This window comes from Lysobacter alkalisoli (genome assembly GCF_006547045.1).
GTDB lineage: Bacteria > Pseudomonadota > Gammaproteobacteria > Xanthomonadales > Xanthomonadaceae > Marilutibacter > Marilutibacter alkalisoli.
Genome location: NZ_CP041242.1, coordinates 3,043,189 through 3,062,095, shown reverse-complemented (window position 1 = coordinate 3,062,095; position 18,907 = coordinate 3,043,189). Strand labels below are relative to the sequence as shown.

Annotated in this window: 19 protein-coding genes and 1 pseudogene; 17 read left to right on the top strand and 3 right to left on the bottom strand. The window is 66.7% G+C overall.

The window, feature by feature from the left end; all coding sequences use genetic code 11:
* Nucleotides 1-225 precede the first annotated feature (225 nt).
* From FKV23_RS17850 to FKV23_RS13550, 3 genes and pseudogenes are all read left to right on the top strand, one after another.
* A pseudogene (locus tag FKV23_RS17850) lies at nucleotides 226-522 on the top strand (S8 family serine peptidase); the annotation flags it as partial.
* A gap of 226 nt (nucleotides 523-748) precedes the next feature.
* Nucleotides 749-1,930, top strand: coding sequence for a glycosyltransferase family 61 protein (locus tag FKV23_RS13555; protein ID WP_167285246.1), 1,182 nt, complete (start codon nucleotides 749-751; stop codon nucleotides 1,928-1,930).
* 97 nt (nucleotides 1,931-2,027) lie between these two features.
* Nucleotides 2,028-2,891, top strand: a complete 864-nt coding sequence (locus FKV23_RS13550) for a hypothetical protein (RefSeq protein ID WP_141624327.1) — start codon at nucleotides 2,028-2,030, stop codon at nucleotides 2,889-2,891.
* 129 nt (nucleotides 2,892-3,020) lie between these two features.
* Here FKV23_RS13550 and FKV23_RS13545 read toward each other — a convergent pair whose 3' ends face one another.
* Nucleotides 3,021-3,863: a sulfotransferase gene (locus tag FKV23_RS13545; protein WP_167285243.1), complete on the bottom strand. Its 843-nt coding sequence runs from the start codon at nucleotides 3,861-3,863 to the stop codon at nucleotides 3,021-3,023.
* The gene (locus tag FKV23_RS17270) at nucleotides 3,860-4,216 is read right to left on the bottom strand and encodes a hypothetical protein (protein ID WP_167285241.1); all 357 of its coding nucleotides are present in this window, start codon (nucleotides 4,214-4,216) and stop codon (nucleotides 3,860-3,862) included. Before FKV23_RS17270 ends, FKV23_RS13545 begins: the two co-directional genes overlap by 4 nt.
* A 445-nt stretch (nucleotides 4,217-4,661) precedes the next feature.
* On the opposite strand from FKV23_RS17270, the gene gspE reads away from it, so the two are divergent.
* From gspE to FKV23_RS13475, 14 genes are all read left to right on the top strand, one after another.
* Nucleotides 4,662-6,401: a type II secretion system ATPase GspE gene (gene gspE, locus FKV23_RS13540; RefSeq protein WP_141624325.1), complete on the top strand. Its 1,740-nt coding sequence runs from the start codon at nucleotides 4,662-4,664 to the stop codon at nucleotides 6,399-6,401.
* A gap of 114 nt (nucleotides 6,402-6,515) precedes the next feature.
* Nucleotides 6,516-6,854 carry a GIY-YIG nuclease family protein gene (locus FKV23_RS13535; protein WP_141624324.1) on the top strand — a complete coding sequence of 113 codons (339 nt, stop codon included), beginning with the start codon at nucleotides 6,516-6,518 and terminating at the stop codon, nucleotides 6,852-6,854.
* 13 nt (nucleotides 6,855-6,867) lie between these two features.
* Nucleotides 6,868-8,085, top strand: coding sequence for a type II secretion system protein XpsF (xpsF, locus tag FKV23_RS13530; RefSeq protein ID WP_141624323.1), 1,218 nt, complete (start codon nucleotides 6,868-6,870; stop codon nucleotides 8,083-8,085).
* Nucleotides 8,086-8,180: 95 nt separating this feature from the next.
* Nucleotides 8,181-8,621, top strand: coding sequence for a type II secretion system major pseudopilin GspG (gene gspG / locus FKV23_RS13525; protein ID WP_244244009.1), 441 nt, complete (start codon nucleotides 8,181-8,183; stop codon nucleotides 8,619-8,621).
* A 40-nt stretch (nucleotides 8,622-8,661) separates the two neighbouring features.
* A complete protein-coding gene (gene xpsH / locus FKV23_RS13520; RefSeq protein ID WP_141624322.1) occupies nucleotides 8,662-9,132 on the top strand; it encodes a type II secretion system protein XpsH in 471 nt (156 codons plus the stop codon).
* The gene (xpsI, locus tag FKV23_RS13515; protein WP_141624321.1) at nucleotides 9,129-9,599 is read left to right on the top strand and encodes a type II secretion system protein XpsI; all 471 of its coding nucleotides are present in this window, start codon (nucleotides 9,129-9,131) and stop codon (nucleotides 9,597-9,599) included. The genes xpsH and xpsI overlap by 4 nt, the downstream gene beginning before the upstream one ends.
* A complete protein-coding gene (locus FKV23_RS13510; RefSeq protein ID WP_141625205.1) occupies nucleotides 9,593-10,243 on the top strand; it encodes a prepilin-type N-terminal cleavage/methylation domain-containing protein in 651 nt (216 codons plus the stop codon). The genes xpsI and FKV23_RS13510 overlap by 7 nt, the downstream gene beginning before the upstream one ends.
* Nucleotides 10,243-11,193, top strand: coding sequence for a type II secretion system minor pseudopilin (locus FKV23_RS13505; protein WP_141624320.1), 951 nt, complete (start codon nucleotides 10,243-10,245; stop codon nucleotides 11,191-11,193). The genes FKV23_RS13510 and FKV23_RS13505 overlap by 1 nt, the downstream gene beginning before the upstream one ends.
* Nucleotides 11,194-11,223: 30 nt before the next feature.
* The gene (locus FKV23_RS13500; protein ID WP_141624319.1) at nucleotides 11,224-12,420 is read left to right on the top strand and encodes a PilN domain-containing protein; all 1,197 of its coding nucleotides are present in this window, start codon (nucleotides 11,224-11,226) and stop codon (nucleotides 12,418-12,420) included.
* Nucleotides 12,417-13,031, top strand: a complete 615-nt coding sequence (gene gspM / locus FKV23_RS13495; protein WP_141624318.1) for a type II secretion system protein GspM — start codon at nucleotides 12,417-12,419, stop codon at nucleotides 13,029-13,031. Before FKV23_RS13500 ends, gspM begins: the two co-directional genes overlap by 4 nt.
* Nucleotides 13,021-13,854, top strand: coding sequence for a general secretion pathway protein GspN (locus tag FKV23_RS13490; protein ID WP_141624317.1), 834 nt, complete (start codon nucleotides 13,021-13,023; stop codon nucleotides 13,852-13,854). Before gspM ends, FKV23_RS13490 begins: the two co-directional genes overlap by 11 nt.
* A gap of 23 nt (nucleotides 13,855-13,877) precedes the next feature.
* Nucleotides 13,878-16,064 (top strand): type II secretion system secretin GspD, encoded by a 2,187-nt coding sequence (gene gspD, locus FKV23_RS13485; protein ID WP_141624316.1) that lies wholly within the window; start codon nucleotides 13,878-13,880, stop codon nucleotides 16,062-16,064.
* Between the two features lie 6 nt (nucleotides 16,065-16,070).
* Nucleotides 16,071-17,030, top strand: coding sequence for a glycosyltransferase family 2 protein (locus FKV23_RS13480; protein ID WP_141624315.1), 960 nt, complete (start codon nucleotides 16,071-16,073; stop codon nucleotides 17,028-17,030).
* A complete protein-coding gene (locus tag FKV23_RS13475) occupies nucleotides 17,027-17,899 on the top strand; it encodes a glycosyltransferase family 2 protein (RefSeq protein WP_141624314.1) in 873 nt (290 codons plus the stop codon). The genes FKV23_RS13480 and FKV23_RS13475 overlap by 4 nt, the downstream gene beginning before the upstream one ends.
* Nucleotides 17,900-17,929: 30 nt before the next feature.
* Here FKV23_RS13475 and pyrF read toward each other — a convergent pair whose 3' ends face one another.
* On the bottom strand, nucleotides 17,930-18,757 hold the full coding sequence (gene pyrF, locus FKV23_RS13470) for an orotidine-5'-phosphate decarboxylase (RefSeq protein WP_141624313.1): 828 nt from the start codon (nucleotides 18,755-18,757) through the stop codon (nucleotides 17,930-17,932).
* Nucleotides 18,758-18,907: the final 150 nt, after the last annotated feature.

Here is an 18,907-nt window from a genome sequence, read left to right as displayed (position 1 = left end):
TTGGATTGCTCCCAATCCACGTCACTGCTGACCGAGTGTCGACGGAATGGGTGGAGACTCCACTCAGATGGAAATGCGCATGCGAGGCCCGGAGGCACTTGTCGATTGGCAGGGATCGGCGATGAATGCGTGTATGCCGCGTTGCCGGAACTGCGGATTTCGGGACCCCCCGTCTGTCGGCAAGTGCGGTGGCTGGAGTACCGATATCGCCGACGCGTTTACTACGGCACCTCGATGGCCTCGCCCCACGTCGCCGGCGTGGCGGCACTGGTCCTGAGCGCTTCGCCGGAGCCGCTGGCCCCGGCCGATGTCAAGGCGATCCTCAAGGACAGCACGCGCGCATTCCCCGAGGCGGTGGACAAGCCGATCGGCGTGGGCGTTCTCGATGCCGACGCTGCTGTCACGCTGGTGATCGAAGGGCCGCCCGAACCTTGCGATCCGGAGGTGGAGCAGTGTGAACCCGATGCCATCGCCCTGGTCAACAAGGTGCCTTTGTCGGGTCAGAGCGGCGCGGCCGGCGGCGTGTACTACATCAAGCTCGTTGGCGAGCGCGCTTATGGCAACGTCATCGTGCGGGCCCGCCACAACTGACAGTCGCGATATCCGATGGATCATCCGAACCCCGGCCCAGGCCGGGGTTCACTTCCGATAGGGACCAGGAGGCAGGTTCCCTTACCCCGTCACACAAGGCATGCTGAAGCTGCACGGGATCTACCCTGGGCCACACACCGCACACAATGGAGAACACATGCTTTCGCCACTTCAAACCATCGATTTGCGCCGTCGCATCACGGAAGAAGGCAGGGTCGATCGGGGCTATGGTTTTGCCTTGGCGCATTCGGTAAACCCTCCCGTCGACTGGGGGGAAGTGGTCGTGTCGGAACCGTCCCTGCAGGTGGAATTCCAGACGCCCGAGTTCGTACTTGGCGACCCCGAGGATCCTTCCTGCCTTGCCGACGTCTTGGATCCCAAGGTGCTGAAGATTCCGACAAAGGCGGTCCGGGCTTTCCGCGGAGTTCGCATCGTGGGCTGGCGATCCATGTTCACGCGGGATGGGTTCTACTCTTCGGCAAGCGAGTTCCGTGACGCTGGAGGCAACCCGGATGCACTCGTCGACAGCCGTTGGGACGGGCTTGTCGTCCACGATGGTGTACTGACGTACGTGGCGGGGCACAAGGACAGGATCGAAATCAAAGGAAACACCCTGTTCCTTCCGGCGCTCGAGCCGGCCAACTACGGCTCGTTCGTGATCCGGGTCCTTCCGAAATTGCTGTACTTCGTCGAGCAGGGCATCCGAATCGATCAGATCGTGGTACCCCAGAGAATCCTGGCTACTGCCGAAGCAATGGCGATGACGGGTTTGGGTGCGCTGCCCGTCTATTCTGTGCCCGAGGCCAGTGCCCTGGAATTCGAGCGGCTCTACGTCATCGACGATTTCGAGCTGAAGGGATGCATGTGCTCGGGCACCATGTCCAGACTGCGCTCGCTGCCTGGGGTGCACTCCAATCTCAAACGAATTTACGTGTCCCGCCGATTGAATGCGCATCGTCCCCTGCGCCGACCTCTACTGAACGAAGCGAAAATCGAGCGGGAAGCAGAAAAGATGGGTTTCCAGGCCGTATTCCCAGAATCCCTATCCTTCCGCCAGCAGATCGGTCTTTTCGCCGGCGCTGATTTCATCGTGGGACCGTCGGGGTCTGGGATGCTCAATTCCCTGTTTTCAGCGCCGGGCGCCAAAGTTCTTGACATCGAGAGCTTTCACAGCACCGTGCGCCAGCACGCCCGGATTTACAGCAGTGGTGGGCACCGCTACGCATTTGCGTTTGGAAAGTTCGATCCCAGCGACAAGCGGGAGCCGCCTCACTTGCGGCGCTGGACCGCGTCCCCTGGCATGATCGTAGAGGGTATCGAGAAACTGCAAGCTGGCTGACGCCGTCGGATGGCGCGTGTAGATGAAGTGTCGTTCATCGGCACCTAAGTGATTGTTCCTGAACTGATGTGTCCGGCTGCGTCGGACCTGGAGGTATATGTTGATTGCTGAACCATCCACTCCGTCGGTGTTCCTTCTTCACGGGATGAAACGAAGCGGAAACCATGCGCTGGTTCGCTGGCTCCTCCCGCAGATCGATGGAACGTTCGTCAACAACGCCATTCCTATCGGCCCGATTCTGCGTGGAGTGGAGACCATGCCGGATCCGGCGCCGTTCATTGCATGGCAAGCCAGTAGGCCGGAGTTGCGGAAGGAAAAGCCGGGAGGCAAACTTTTGGTGGGTCTTGAAGACCTAGAGTTGTCCGTGTCCCCATGGCAGGTCGAGGGGGTCCGCATGCACCGGTTGCTGATCCTGCGCAGGCCGGAGCAGATGTTCAGTAGTCGGGTGCGCCATGCCTCTCGGGTGGAAATGGTGGCGTTCCCGAAGGACAACAACCATGTCATGCAGCGTGTTTCGACGGTCTGGAAGCAACATGCCCGCTGCTTCCTGGGGCTGGAGGACACCTACCCGGGAAGAGTGGCGATTTCCTTCGAGGCTTGGGTCACCTGCCGCGACTATCGCCACGCCATTTCCGAGGCGCTCGGCCTCGTTTTTGACGACAGCGCTTTTGGCAAGGTTGGCCTGCAAGGTGGAGGAAGCTCTTTCGATGGCATGGCGTACGAAGGGCGCGGCCACGAAATGAATGTGCTCGACAGGGTTTCGCAGCTCAAGGCTCCGGAGCGCGCAGTGCTGGACGAGATTTTCCTTGATACGGAACTACGGGAGCTGTCTGAGGCCGTACACCAAGCCGATCCATTCAAGCTGCTGACGACGACCTCGCCCCACGCGCTGGGAGATCGTCGGCCAAAGGATCTTCAGGACCCCGGCACTCCCCGTAGTCCGGCTCAATCTGCACCGTAGTGCCGATCTCCCATCGGAACTGGGTGCGGCAAAAGAAAGCGTTTTCGAGCTGAAGCACGCGTATTTCTCATGGCTTGTACCGCCCATGCATGGCGGCATGAAACCGGTAGAAACTGGCCGTGCGGCGGATCAAGATTGGGCGATGGCGTATCCCAGTGAGCGGACATAGGCGAGATTTGCGGGATGTAGATCGGACAGATCTCTGCCGGCATGTCGAGCGGGACCGGGGGGAAGTACGCTAGTCAGTTGCGGACGCATCTGTGCCAGGTCGCATCGCATGAATTCGCAAAGCTTCCGGGCCTCGCCCAGCGGATCGCGACACAACGCATCGTAATCCAGCCAATACATGCGTTGCGGATTGTCCGCCAGCAGGCGTTGCATGCGTTGGTGCAACTTGCACCAGTAGGCGAGTGAGCGGGCTGGTGTGACCGGACCATCCTCGCCCAATACATGTGGTCCCCACAGGCGTAGCTGGTTTTGATTCTGGCTATAAGCCATATCCACGCCGTTACGCACCACATGCACGTAACGCAGTTGCGGTAGGCGTTGCCAGAGGCGTTCGATCACGACGTGAGTGTTCGGCTCCTTCCAACCCAGTGTGTTGGCGACTGGCGGTTGCAAAGTTGATGCAAGGAGCGACTCGGCGCGTTTGCCAAGCCAATCGGCCAAGTGTTGTGGTCGATCGGCAACTGCAAGGGAGCGCACCAGCGCTTCGTCATCGGAATCGAGCTGTCGGCCTCGCTGCAGTGCAGTGATCAGGATCCGGGTCAGTTGGTCGAACTCATCGTCATCGACACGCAGGATCTCCTCGCGTTTGAACAACAGAGTGAACCAAAGCGTGTCGGACGACTCATTGATATCGTCGCCAAGGTGGAAGCCGGCGGCCTGTAGCAACTGCGCGACCAAACGGGTGCCGCTACCGCCGACGCCGCCAACGGCGGCGGGTGCCTGGGGCACGAGGGAAGGGCTCATCGGACCTCGAACTTCACGCTGCGCTCGGTCTTCCCGTTGATGGCCAGTTCGATCGAATGGGCGCCTTCGGACCAGCCATCGGGTTTGCTGAGGCTGATGACCGTTCGCCTGGGACCGGCTTCGCCGACGCGCATGCCATAGTCGGCGAGTACCGTTCCATCCGGGCTCATCCATTTCGCATAGAGGGTGTACTCGTAGGCGGTGCCGTTGGTTTCGACCTCGGCGTAGACGGTGTCGGTGGGCTTGAACGTGGTGGCGGGAGCGCCGAGGGTGTTGTTCTCGGTGTCGCCACTGCTGCTGAAGCGGACTCCGACCACGCTCGCGTCAACCGGTGTGGTGTCGCGCTGCGGCATGGATGCTTCCGGGGACTCTTCCGGACGCGGTCGGAGGCTTCCCTCTTCGTCGTGAGCTTGGGTAGTGCCGGTGCCGGGCTGGGGGGCGACTTCGGACTGGGCTGCTTCCGGTGCCTGGGGTGAGGAGCAGGCCGCGATGGCCAGGGCAAGAGCCGCGAGGCAGTAGGTGCGGATTTTCAAGACGTTCCCCTTCGTGACTGTCTTAATGGACAAGGCGCCAGAAACGTAGAGGTTCCCGGCAGGTTGTGGCAAGCATAGTCTTCCCACTGGTGCTACGCATTTGTGTGATCGGTTTGTCTTTCTAAAGGATGTCCTGATTGCGGAGGTAACCTGGTCCTGCACATGGGCAAGGGATGTCGGCCAGGCCCGTGCAGGTGCCTGACAGGCCGCGGCCTGATAGATTTGGCGTTCAAGGTTGCAAGAGTCGGCGAGCGGAAATCAGGCCATGAGTTCGGTAGCAAGCGAAAACACGACAGCCTCCCACTCCGCTGATGCTGCGGGCACGGTCGAACAGCTCATCCTCGACGCCCTGCTGGAAAAGGGCCGGCTGAAGGAGGCCGACCTTGGCCGGGCGCGCAAGCTGCAGGCCGAAACCGGTGGCAGCCTGCTCGGTCTGCTGGGCAGGCTCGGCCTGGTGTCCGAGCGCGACCACGCCGCCACGGTCGCCGAGGTGACCGGCCTGCCGCTGGTGCCGGTCCAGGATGCACCGGACCTGCCGCCGGAGGACGTCAACCTCAGCATCAAGTTCATGAAGCAGTTCCATGTCTGCCCGCTGGGTTCCAGTGAACGGGGCGTGGAGTTGCTGATGGCCGATCCGCAGGACGGTTACACGGTCGATGCGGTGCGGCTCGCGCTCGGCCGCCCGCTGCAATTGAGGATCGGCCTGCGTTCCGAGATCGAGGCGCTGATCGAACGCTGGCATGGCCAGGGCCGCAGTGCGATGGGCGCGATCGTCGAAACTGCCGAGGGCGAGGGCGGCGGCGACCTCGACGATGTCGAGCACCTGCGCGACCTGGCCTCCGAGGCGCCGGTGATCCGGCTGGTCAACCTGATCATCCAGCGCGCGGTCGAGCTGCGCGCCTCCGACATCCACATCGAGCCGTTCGAGAACCGGCTCAAGGTGCGCTATCGGGTCGACGGCGTGCTGATCGACGGCGAAAGTCCGCCTGTGAACCTGACTGCGGCGGTGATCAGCCGCATCAAGATCATGGCCAAGCTCAACATCGCCGAGCGTCGGCTGCCGCAGGACGGCCGGATCATGTTGCGGGTGCAGGGCAAGGAACTGGACCTGCGCGTGAGTACGGTGCCGACCGCACACGGCGAGAGCGTGGTGATGCGCCTGCTCGATCGGGAAACGGTGGTGTTCGACTTCAAGCGGCTGGGCTTCACCGACCACTTCCTGCCGCAGTTCCAGAAGGTGCTCGAGCAACCGCACGGGATCCTGCTGGTGACGGGCCCGACCGGTTCGGGCAAGACAACGACGCTCTACACGGCGCTGAGCAAGCTCAACACCCCCGACGTCAAGATCATCACCGTCGAGGATCCGGTCGAGTACCAGATCGAGGGCATCAACCAGATCCAGGCCAAGCCGCAGATCGGGCTCGACTTCGCCCACGCGCTGCGCAGCATCGTCCGCCAGGATCCGGACATCATCATGATCGGTGAGATGCGCGACCTGGAGACCGCGCGCATCGCGATCCAGTCCGCGCTGACCGGCCATCTGGTGCTGAGCACCCTGCATACCAACAACGCCGCCGGCGGCATCACCCGCCTGCTCGACATGGGGGTGGAGGACTACTTGCTGACCTCGACCATCAACGGCATCCTCGGTCAGCGCCTGGTGCGGCGGCTGGAGCCGACCCACGCCGAGAAGTACCGGGCCAGCGCCGAGGAGATCGACAAGTTCGGCCTGCGCCGCTATCAGCCCGAAGGCGAGATCTTCCTGTACCGGCCACGGTCGTCGGCGATCGCGCCGACCGGCTACGTGGGACGCACGACGATCATGGAGTTCCTGGTCATGAACGACGAACTGCGTCGCGCGGTGATGCGCCACGCCGGCATGGGCGAACTCGAACAGATCGCCCGCGAGGCCGGCATGCGCACCATGTACGAGGACGGCATCGCCAAGGCCCTGGCCGGCGAGACCACGATCGAGGAAGTGCTGCGGGTGACCGAAGACGCCTGAACCCGAGGTGGTAATGGCCTTCGGCGCAGTCCTCCCCGCGAAAACAGGAGTATCAGGGCCGTCATCCCCGCGAAGGCGGGGATCCATGGACGTTGAGGTTTCGAGGAGGAGGGAATGGACAGACAACCCTGTGTATACCTGCTCGCAAGCGACCGGAATGGAACTTTGTATGTTGGTGTAACAAGTGAGCTGATTTCACGTGTCTGGCAACACAAGGAGCACATCGTTGAAAGCTTTAGTGCCCGCTACGGTGTGACTCGACTGGTCTGGTACGAGTTGCATGACACGATGGAGTCCGCGATCCAGCGGGAGAAGCGGATCAAAAAGTGGAATCGAGCCTGGAAGATCCGGTTGATTGATGAAATGAACCCTTCATGGCGTGATCTTTGGCCTGATATTGTCGGGATGGCGCCGACAGCCAACGTCCTTGGATCCCCGCCTGCGCGGGGATGACGAGCAAAAGCACATGCCCCTGTTCCACTACAAAGCCCTCAACGCGCGAGGTGAGATGCTGGAAGGCCAGATGGAGGCCGCGTCCGGCAACGAGGTGGTGCTCCGGCTGCAGGAACAGGGCCATCTGCCGGTCGAAGCCAAGCCGGCCGGGGCCGGCGACGGGACGTCGCTGCTGAAGGGACTGTTCAAGCCCAGGACCTTCTCGGGCGAACGCCTGGTCCAGTTCACTCAGCAGCTGGCGACCCTGCTCGGTGCCGGACAGCCGCTGGACCGGGCGCTGACCATCCTGCTGGAGCTGCCCGAGGACGAAGCGGCGAAGCGCACGCTCACCGACGTCCGCGATGCGGTGCGTGGCGGCAGTTCGCTGTCGGCGGCGCTGGAGCGCCAGCACGGCACCTTCTCGCGGCTGTACATCAACATGGTCCGTGCCGGCGAGGCCGGCGGCAGCCTGCAGGAGACGCTGGCGCGGCTGGCCGACTACCTCGAGCGTAGCCGTGCGCTGCAGGGGCGGGTCATCAACGCGTTGATCTACCCGGCGATCCTGCTGGTGATGGTTGGTCTGAGCCTGCTGTTCCTGCTCGGCTACGTGGTGCCGCAGTTCGCCCAGATGTACGAGAGCCTGGATGCCGAACTGCCCCTGTTCACCCTGATCGTGCTCGGCATCGGCCAGTTCGTGCGCGACTGGTGGATCGTGCTGCTGGTGGTGCCGGGGCTGGCGCTGTGGTGGTTCGACCGCAAGCGACGTGACCCGGTGTTCCGCGAGAAGCTCGATGGCTGGCTGCTGCGCCGACGCTTCTTCGGCTCGCTGGTGGCGAAGATGGAGACCGCGCGGTTGGCGCGCACCCTCGGCACCCTGGTCCGCAACGGCGTGCCGTTGATGGCGGCGCTGGGCATCGGCCGCAACGTGATGGACAACCGGGTCCTGGCCGATGACGTCGACAAGGCCGCCGCCGAGGTCAAGAACGGTGTCGCGCTGTCGACCGCACTGTCGCGTGGCAAGCGCTTCCCGCGCCTGGCGCTGCAGATGATCCAGGTTGGCGAGGAGTCCGGTGCACTCGATACCATGCTGGTCAAGACCGCCGAGACCTTCGAGCAGCAGACCGCGCAGGCACTGGACCGGATGCTGGCGGCGTTGGTGCCGGTGGTGACGGTGGTGCTGGCCGCGGTGGTCGGCATCATCGTGCTGGCGGTGCTGACACCGCTGTACGACCTGACTTCGGCCATCGGGTGATTGGGCAGGGAACTGAACGCCTGCCCGCGCAGTCAGCCCATTCGACGCCCGTTTCGGGTAAACATTCCAGATTCCCTTCGAGAAGGACATTCGCCATGCGTCAACATCGCCCGATCCGCTCCCCCCGTGCGGGGTTTGCCGCCGCCCAGCGCGGCATGAGCCTGATCGAGATCATCATCGTCATCGTCCTGATCGGCGCGGTCCTGACCTTCGTCGGCAGCCGCGTGCTGGGCGGCGCCGACCGTGCCAAGGCCAACCTCGCCAAGTCGCAGGTGATGACCCTGGCGCAGAAGGTCGAGTCCTTCCAGATGGACACCGGCCGCCTGCCCACGGCGCTCGACGAGCTGGTCACCGCGCCCGGCGATGCGCCGGGCTGGCTGGGGCCCTATGCCAAGGCGCAGGAATTGAAGGACCCGTGGGGCCATGACGTCGTCTACCGTGCCCCGGGCGAGGCCGGTTCGTTCGATCTGGTGATCCTCGGCCGTGATGGCAAGGCGGGCGGCACCAGTGTCGACGCCGACGTCCGCTACGAGTAAGCGACTCCACGCCAGCGCATTGCGCAGGAACGCATCGGCCATGCCTGCCCGGACAGCCCGCCGCCGAATCCGCGGCGTCTCCCTGGTGGAGATGTTGATGGTGGTGGCGCTGTTTGCGGTTGCCAGTCTGCTGGCGGCCGCCGCCATGGGTGGCGGTTACCGCGGCATGCAGCTGCGCTCCAGCGCCAAGGAAGTGGCCTCGCAGTTGCGTTACACCCGCGCCCAGGCGCTGGCGACCGGGCAGCCGCAGCGATTCGTGATCGACCCGCAAGCGCATCGCTGGGAGGCGCCGAACGGCAAGAGCGGCACGATCCCGTCCGCGATCGGGATCCATTTCACCGGCGCCCGCGAGGCACAGCCAAGCGAAGGGCAGGGGGCGGTGCTGTTCTTTGCCGATGGTGCCGCCACCGGTGGGCGGGTGCAGCTGAGCATCGAGCGTGCGGCCTGGAACATCGATGTGGCCTGGCTGACCGGTGAGGTCCGGCTGCGACGCGCGGAGGTGGAGCGATGAAGCGGTTCATCGCCCGGCGCGGCTGCAATCCGGCCGGATCCCGCCGCAGCCAGCGCGGCTATACGTTGATCGAGGTCATCGTTTCCTTTGCGTTGCTGGCACTGGCGATGACCCTGCTGCTGGGCACGTTGTCCGGCGCGACACGACAGGTGCGCTGGTCCGGTGATGCCGGCCGTGCCGCCCTGCACGCGCAGTCGCTGCTCGACCAGGTCGGCGTGGGCGCGCCACTGGAGCCGGGGCAGGAGCGCGGTGAGTTCGAGGACGGCCGCTACCGCTGGACACTCGATATCGCGCCCTGGGAAGACCCCGAACCGCCACTTGATGTGCTGCAGCCGGTCGACGGCGATGCCAACCGTCTCCATGAGATCAGCCTTGCGGTGGAGTGGGGCGAAGGTCGTCCTGGCCAGCGCCTGCTGTTGCGCAGCCTGCGGCTGGTGCCGGTGGATCCGCTGGAGGGTGGATTGTGAGGCGGCGGACACACGGCTTCACCCTGATCGAAGTGCTGCTGGCCACCGTGCTGCTGGCCGCCGGACTGGCGCTGGCCTTCGCCACCCTCACCGCGGCCACCACCACTATCAATCGCGGCGAGGCGATGGCCCAGCGTGCCGAACGCGAGCGCGCCGTGCTCGGCTTCCTGCGCCAGCGGATGATGGCGGCGCGGACGATCGCCTTCGAGGTCGACCCCGCGACCACCTTGCCGATGCGCTTCGTTGGCGAGCCCGGCCGCATCCGTTTCGTCGCCGATCTGCCGGATTACCTCGGCTACGGCGGTCCCTACCTGCACGATTTCCGGATCGAAGAAGGCGAGGGCGGTGCCCGCATCGTGCTGGCCCTGACCGTGGTGCAGTCGGCGCAGACCTGGGAGGAGGCCGATCCCAGGCCGCCGGAACTGCTGGTCGACCGTCTCGGCGAAGCGCGCTTCCGCTACCGTGCGCTGACCGTCGAAGGCGAGCTGTCCGGCTGGGAGGATCGCTGGGAAGCCAGCGAACAACTGCCATTGCTGGTCGAGGTGACCCTGACCGATGCCGATGGCCGCCCGTGGCCACCGCTGGTGGTGGCCCTGCCGCAGGCCGGCAGCCTGGCCGGTGCCAACGTGGTGGGGAGGTTTTGATGGCAGGCAATGACCGTCGGCTCACGGTCGCCGGATGCCGGCTTGATACGGCCTGCCCACGACTGACGACCGCCGCACGACCGCGCGGCGCCGCCCTGCTGCTGGTGCTGTGGCTGATCACCCTGCTGACCGCATTGGTGGGTGCCTTCGCACTGACGGCCCGGGTCGAGGCCCTGCAGGGGCGCGTATTGGTCAGTGGCCTGGCCGCTGGCAACGCGGCCCGGGCCGGGCTCGAATACGCGTTGACCCGGATCGAACTGGACGACCCTCGCCGCCAGTGGCAACCCGACGGCCAGCCCCATGCCTGGCGATACGCCGGTGCCGAGATCGAAGTCACGATCATCGACGAGGGCGGCAAGGTCGATCTCAACCAGGCCGACATGACCCTGCTGGCCGGCCTGCTGCGGGTGCTGGGCAGCGAGCAGTTCGAGGCCGAGCAATTGGCCGGGGCGGTCCTCGACTGGCGCGATGCCGATTCGCTGACCCAGCCGACCGGAGGCGCCGAGGACGCCGACTATGCGGCTGCCGGCCGTCCGTACGGCGCCAAGGACGGCGAGTTCGAGAGCATCGCCGAGTTGCAGCAGGTGCTGGGCTTCACCTCGGAGATCTACGCCCGGATCGCACCGCATGTCACCGTGTACAGCGGCCGCCCGCGTCCGGACACTGCGTTTGCCTCGCAGGAGGTCCTGGATGCGATGGGGCTGGATGGCGAGCTTCTGGTGACGCAGCGCAGGCAACTCGATCCGGTCACCGGAGAGCCCATGCCGGGTGCAGTCGACAACTCCTGGCTCGTGGGCAGCCGGAGCGGCACGTATAGTATCGGCAGCCGCGCGCGGCTGGCCGACGGTCGTGAAGGAGTTGTGCGTGCAGTAGTCCGCACGGGAGGGGGCGCCATGCCTGGCATGGCCTATACCGTGTTGCGCTGGGAGGAGGGAGTTACACCGCGATGAGGAGCAGGCCACGATGAAGAGCAGGCCACGATGACAGGCTTGCGGGACCGCCTTGGATCGATGGGCGCCCGGCTGTGGCCGGGTGCCGGTCATTTCCTGGCCTGGTGGGGGCGCTCGCTGGCTGCCTGGCTGCCGTCCGGGCTGCGTCGCGCGCTGGGCGTCGGCCGCGGCCGGCTGATGCTGCAGGCCGAAGGCGGCGAGATCGCCCTGTCGCGCCAGCAGGAAGAGACCCTGACCGCACTCGGCCGGATTCCGGCGCTGGCCGATGCCGAGGCGCTGACGCCGATGGCAGCCGCCATGGCCGATCCGCTCGCCGGCCTGCTGTCGCCGCGCCTGGCCGAGTTGCCGCGCTGGTTGCTGTTGCCGGCCTCGGCCTGTTTGCGCCGTCGCCTGCTGCTGCCGGCCGCGGCTGCGGACCGGCTGCGCGACGTGGTCGGTTTCGAGGTCGACCGGCAGACCCCGTTCCCGATCGATGAAGTGGCCTACGACGCTCGCGTGCTCGGCCGTCGCGAGTCCGACGGGCAGCTCGACGTGGAGCTGGTGGTGGTGCCGCGCACCGCCCTGGCACCACAGCGGGCCGCACTCGGGGCGCTGGGCGGCGAACTGGCCGGGATCGAGGTGGCCGGTGCCGATGGTCTTCCGATTGGCGTCAACCTGCTGCCCCCGTCCGAGCGCCGCCGCCAGCGCGATCCGTGGCGGCCATGGAACTGGGGCCTGGCCGCACTGGCGCTGCTTGCCTGCGGTTTGATGCTCTGGCAGGTATTGCAGAATCGTCGCGCCACCGCCGATGCACTCGAGCAGCAGATCGCCGCCGAGGCCGCCGCCGGCCGCCAGGCCGCCGCCCAGCGCCAGCGCCTGGCCGGCCTGATCAGTGGCCAGGCCTTCCTCGACGCCAAGCGCACCGCCCGGCCACCGGCAGTGGTGGTCATCGACGAGTTGACCCGCCGCCTGCCCGACAACACCTATCTCGAAAAGCTTTCGCTGGAGGAGCGCCGCATGCTGCTGATCGGCTTGAGCCGCGAGGCGCCGGCCCTGGTCGGCCGCCTGCAGGGGGCCGGACCGTGGCGCTCGCCGGCACTGGCCGGCGCACTGCAGCCCGACCCCGCCAGCGGCCGCGACCGTTTCACCCTGACCGCCGAACTGGCTGCAATGCCTCCCCCGGGGGCAGCGCCGGCCGACGCACCTGCGGACAGCGGAACCGTCCCGGCACCGGAGACCGACGAATGACGGCGGGCAAGCGCGATCGCTGGCTGGCGCTGGGTCTGTTGCTGGGCGTACTGGCCCTGGCCTACGCGGTGCTGGTGCATCCGTGGTGGACGATCCCGATGCGCGATCTCGATGCCCGCATCGACACCTTGCAGCAGCGTGAGCTGCGCCTGCGTGCCCAACTGGAGCAGGCCGACGAGGTCAACCGCCAGCTGGCCGAACTGGGAGCGCGGCAGGCCGAGCGGCCGGGTTTCATGCCCGAGGCCAACGCAGAACTGGCGACTGCCGCCCTGGTCCAGCGTCTGGAAGCGGTCGTGTCCGAGGCCAGTCCCGGCAACCGCAGCTGCGGCATCGTCAACCGCTCGCCGCTGGAGCCCAGCAGCCGTGAGCCCTACACCCGGGTCACGGTGCAGGTGCGGCTCAAATGCGGCACCCCGGAAACAGCGGCGGTGCTGCATGCGCTGGAGAGCGGTTCGCCGCGGCTGTTCATCGGCAATCTCAACATCCTGGTCCAGCGCATGTACTTCGCCCCCGGTTCCGGCCGTGCCAGCAGCGACGGCGGCCTCGACGTGAGCTTCGACCTCTACGGCTACCTGCCCCCCAGCGGAGCGGAGGCTCGCGATGCGACTTGAGAGCGCCGGCCCGCGCACCTGGTTGCTGGCCACCGTCGCCGGCTGGGCCTTGCTGGCCCTGATCCTGGCCGTGGCCGGCATGGGTGGCCGGATCGAACCCCTGGCATCGGACGAGGAGACGCTCGAACCGTTGCCGTCGCTGCCACCGGCCACCGAGGGCATGGTCGAACCGCTGGCCAGCTACGGTGAAATCTCCCGACGACCCCTGTTCAGCGATGACCGCAAGCCCAAGCCGTTCTCGTTGCAGGGAGAAGAGAGCGAAGCCACCGATTCGGCCTTCGACTACGTGCTGACCAGCGTGCTGATCACGCCGGGCCTGCGGATGGCGATCCTGCAGCCGGCCGACGGCAGCGAGTCTGTCCGGGTCAAGCTCGATGAGGCGCCGAAATCGCACCCGGCCTGGCGGCTGGTCGAGCTGGATGTGCGCGCGGCGGTGTTCGAGGGGCCCGAAGGGCGTCGGACCATGGCCTTGCGCGTGTTCGACGGACATGGCGGACGGCCCCCGACGGAGGTGGCCGTGCGTCGCCCCGATGCTGCCGGTACCCGCACGGCTCCGGCGATGGCCGAGGGCGAGCCGGCCGGACCCGCGCCATCGGCCGTGGCTGACGCCAATGGCAAACAGGCCGAATCGCAGCCCGATCAGGCGACTCCGGCGACCACACCGGAATCGCAGATGGAAGCGATCCGCCAGCGCATCCAGGCCCGTCGTGCGGCCCTGCGCGAGCAGGCACAGAATCGCCAGAGTCCGCAACCCCCGCCGCAACCCCCTGCACCTCCATCAGACACGCCACCTTCGCCCAATCCGCCGGCAGAGAGCCAGTGACGAGAGCCAGTAAAGTGCATGCAATGAATCGACGCGACGAATCAACCGCACCGTCCCTGGCCGGCGCCCGGCCCTGGCTGTTGGCCGCCTCCATCGCGATGTTGCTCAATGCCTGCGCCAGTGCGCCAACCCCGCGGGTCAGCCGCGAGGCCGACCTCAGTCCGCGGGTGCAGACCACGTTGCCTCCTGCCGACAGCGTCGAGGCGTTGCCGGACGATGCCGGCCCGCGACCCCAGATCCGTCGAGGTACCGGCCAGGTCATCAACCAGAGTGCCGCCGCCGCACCGCCGCCCGGCCTGGGCGCCACTACCGGCGAGGCCACCTTCAACTTCGAGGGCGAATCGCTGCAGGCGGTGGTCAAGGCCATTCTCGGCGACATGCTCGGGCAGAACTACGTGATCGCGCCGGGCGTGCAGGGCACCGTGACCCTGGCCACGCCCAAGCCGGTCAGTCCTGCCAGCGCGCTGGGCCTGCTGGAAATGGTGCTGGGCTGGAACAATGCCCGCATGGTCTATGCCGACGGTCGTTACAACATCGTCCCGGCCGACCAGGCGCTGCCCGGCAACATCGCTCCGCGCACCGGCAGCCCGGCATCCGCGCGCGGCTTCGAGGTCCGCGCGGTGCCACTGAACTACATCTCCGCCGAGGAGATGAAGAAGCTGCTCGAACCTTACGCACGGCCCAATGCCATCGTCTCCACCGACCCGGCACGCAACGTGATCAGCATCGGCGGCACCCGCGCCGAGCTGGAGAACTACCTGCGCACCATCGAGATCTTCGACGTCGACTGGCTGTCGGGGATGTCGGTGGGTGTCTATCCGATCCAGTCCGGCAAGGCCAGCGACGTGGTCTCCGACCTGGAGAAGGTGTTCGGCGAGGAGAGTAAATCGCCGGTCGCCGGCATGTTCCGGTTCATGCCGCTGGATGGTGCCAACGCGGTGCTGGTGATCACCCCCCAGGCCCGCTACCTGGACGACATCCAGCAGTGGCTGGAACGCATCGACAGCGCTGGCGGCGACATGCAGCTGTTCAGTTACGACCTCAAGTACATCGATGCCGGCGACCTTGCCCAGCGGCTGGCCGAGGTGTTCGGCGGCAGTTCCTCGGCCGGCGCGCGCGGCGGCAACGCGAGCCTGATGCCGGGATTGGAGCAGATGGACCTGAAGGGCGGGGGCGGTGATGCGGGCAATACCGGCGGTCGCGGTGGCGCGAGCGGCGGCGAGCTCGGCAGCATGTCGCTGAACCAGCGCAGCGGCGGCGACGGCAGCGTGATGCTGGAGGTCGAAGGCGCGAAGGTCGGGGTGTCGGCGGTGGCCGAAACCAACTCGCTGCTCGTGCGCGGTTCGCCGGCGGCCTGGAAATCGATCCGCGACGTGATCGAGCGCCTTGACGTGATGCCGACCCAGGTCCATATCGAGGCACAGATTGCCCTGGTCACCCTGACCGGCGACCTGAGCTACGGCGTCAACTGGTTCTTCGAGACCGCGGTGACCGATGCCGGCCTGCCGAGCGCGGTGGGGCGCGATACCTGGAGCACGATCTCCGGCAGCGTCACCGGGCGCGCCAGCGACGGCAGCGGCGGCCTGGCCTGGACCTTCCTCGGCCGCAACGCCGCGGCGGTGATCAACGCGCTCGACCAGGTGACCGACGTGCAGATGCTGCAGTCGCCGTCGCTGTTCGTGCGCAACAACACCGAGGCCACCTTCAACGTCGGTGCGCGAATCCCGGTGCGGTCGGTGACGTTCAATCCGGGCACCGGCACCGACGGGACCATCGGCCAGGTGCAGTATCTCGACACCGGCACCATCCTCACGGTGCGCCCGCGGGTCACCGCGGACGACATGGTCTTCCTCGACATCGTCCAGGAGGTCAGCGCGCCGGGCGATGAGCCGGACGAGTTCGGCAACGTCCGCGTCGATACCCGCAAGCTCAAGACCGAAGCGGCGGTGCGCAGCGGCGAGACGGTGATGCTGGCCGGCCTGATCACCGACACCACCCGCCGCGGTTCGTCGGGGTTCCCGGGGTTGAGCCGGATCCCGGTGATCGGCGGCCTGTTCGGGCGCCAGAACACCAGCACCGGCCGCGAGGAAACCATCATCCTGCTGACCCCGAAGATCGTGCGCAATCCGCAGGAAGCGCGGAACCTGACCGATGAGTACGGCCGCCGCTTCCGCGCGATGGAGCCACTCCACCGGGCTCCGAAAAACTGAGGCGTGATGGCCCGGCCGCCGGCTGAACTGCCGATCGTCGTAATCCCGGTCGGCACTGACGATGCCGCGCTCGACGCCTGCCTCGGCGCATTGGAGGCGTCCACGCCGCCCGGGACCCGGGTCTGGTTGGCCGACGATGCGCGGGTAGGACCGCGCGGCTACGCGATCATCGAACGCTGGATCGCGGCAACCTCGCTGCAGGCCGACTACAGCCGGCGCGAGCGCGGCATCGGCGAAGTCGCCCATCTCGACCAGGCGTTGGCCGCCTGCGGGGACGCCGATGTCGTCGTGCTGGCGCCGGACGCGGTGCCGGCGCATGGCTGGCTGGACCGCCTTGCCGCCTGTCTGGGCGCCGATGGCGCCATCGCCACTGCCACACCCTGGTGCAATGCCGGCGAGGCCGCGGCATGGCCGCGGATCGGCGAGATCGCGCCGCTGCCCGATGACCTCCAGCCCCTCGCACGTGCCACCGCGGCGATGCCGGGGTTGTGTCCGGAATTGCCGGCCGGCGTTTCGCATGCGGTGCTGATCCGCGGCAGTGCGCGGCTCAGGGCCGGAGGGCTGGATGCCACCAGTTACGGCTCCTGGTATGCCGCCCTGATCGACCTGTCGCTGCGACTGGCCGGCCTGGGCTGGCGCAACGTGCTCTGCGACACCGCCTACGTCGCCCGTACGGTCGAAGGAGTGCCGTTCGAGGGCGACATGGAACGGTTGGCGGTACGCTGGCCGGACTGGCACCCGCGGCTGGCGAATTTCCTGATGCACGACCCGCTGCGCGAACCGCGCGCCCGCCTGGGTGCGCTGCTGGCCGGGATCGGTCGGCCCGATCCGCAACGCGACCTGTTCCGGGATCGCGACGAAACCGGCTCCGGGGCGCCGGGTACAGCTGCATCGAGCACAGCTGCATCGAGCACAGCTGCATCGAGCACAGCGGACGCCGCCGCTGACGAAGAGGACCGGCGATGAATCGCGGACACGGGGTGGACGGCATCGCCGCAGGCATCACCGCAATCGTGGTCAGCCACTGCAGCGCCGAAACCATCGACAACTGCCTGCAGCGCCTGCGCGCCAGTACCGGCGTGGCCGAGATCCGGGTGGTCGACAACGCTTCCGGCGACGACACCGTCGAGATCGTCCAGCGCCATGCTGCCAGCGACCTGCGGGTGCGCTTCATCGCCAATCCGGACAATCCCGGCTTCGCGGTGGCTTGCAACCAGGGGGCGGCCGACAGCGCGGCGCCGTGGCTGGCCTTCGTCAATCCCGATTGCCTGCTCGAGCCGGAGGCGCTGTCGCGGCTGCATGCGCTGGCCGGTGGTGGCGATTGCCTGCTGGGGGCCGACCTGGTCGGCGAGGACGGCCATCGTGATGCCGCTGCGCGACGGCGCGATCCCGATTTCGGCGCGATGCTGTCCGGCATGTTGCGTCCCGGTCGGGCGTCGGCCATGGCGGTGCCGCCGGACGATGCGCAGGAACTGCAGCCGGTCAACGCAGTGTCGGGCGCGCTGATGCTGATGCCGCGCGCGCTGTTCGAGCGGATTGGCGGCTTCGACGAAGGCTACCGCCTGCATGCCGAAGACCTCGACCTGTGCCGGCGCGCGCGCGAGGCCGGGGCACGGGTGGCGGTCGCCAACCGTGTGCGGGTGTTGCACGTTCGCGGGGTATCCAGCCGCCGGCGCCCGCTGTTCGTCGAATGGCACAAGCATCGTGGCTTGTGGCGCTACTTCCGCAAATTCGAGGCCGGGCGGCGCGGGGTCTTGATGCGCGGGTTCGTGTTCGCGGCGATATGGGCCCGTTTCCCGCTGGCGGCAGCTCGGGCGTGCATCCGTTCGCTCTGATCCGCCCGGTTGCCGGCGCGCTGCTCCCGATTACCGGTAGCGGTTGATCTCGTCGCGCAAGGTACGCGCCGCGGTCGCGGCCGCTTCGGCGTAGTCGTCGCCATCCGAGGCATGCAGCACCGCGCGCGAACTGCTGACGACCAGACCGGTGCCATCGGCGGTCTTCGCGTTCCTCACCACGGCCTCGACATCGCCGCCCTGTGCGCCGACGCCCGGCACCAGGAACGGCAGGTCGCCGACGATCGCGCGTACTTGCTTCAACTGCTCCGGCCAGGTCGCGCCGACCACCAGCGCGCAGTTGCCGTTCGCGTTCCAGTCGCGGGCGATCTTTTCGGCGACGTGTTGATACAGCGGGCGGGCATCGCGGCCGTTATCGGACACGACCAGGTCCTGGAGGTCGCTGGCACCCGGGTTCGAGGTGCGGCAAAGGATCACCACGCCCTTGTCGGCGTGGTCGAGGAAGGGCTGCACCGAGTCGCGGCCGAGGTAGGGGTTCACCGTCACCGCGTCGGCGGCGTAGCGGTCGAATGCCTCGCTGGCGTAGTGCTTCGCGGTGCTGCCGATGTCGCCACGCTTGGAATCGAGAATCACCGGGATGCCGGGGTGGGCGGCATGGATGTGCGCGACCAGGCGTGTCAGCGCGTCCTCGGCGCCAAGCGCGGCGAAGTGGGCGATCTGCGGCTTGAACGCGCAGACATACTCCGCGGTGGCATCGACGATGTCGCGGCAGAAGTTGAATGCCGCGTCCGGATCGTCGGCGAACTTCGCCGGGAACCTCGCCGGTTCCGGATCGAGGCCGACGCAGACCAGGGTGTTGGCCTGTTGCCAGCGGGTTTTCAGGGCGGTGACGAAATTCATGCGGATACCTCGACCCCTGACGCGTCATCCCCGCGAAGGCGGGGACCCATGGACTTCAGGATTTGGTTTTTTTACTTTGACATTGGCTTGCGGAGAGAAACCAACGTCCATGGATCCCCGCCTTCGCGGGGATGACGATCTGGCAAGGCC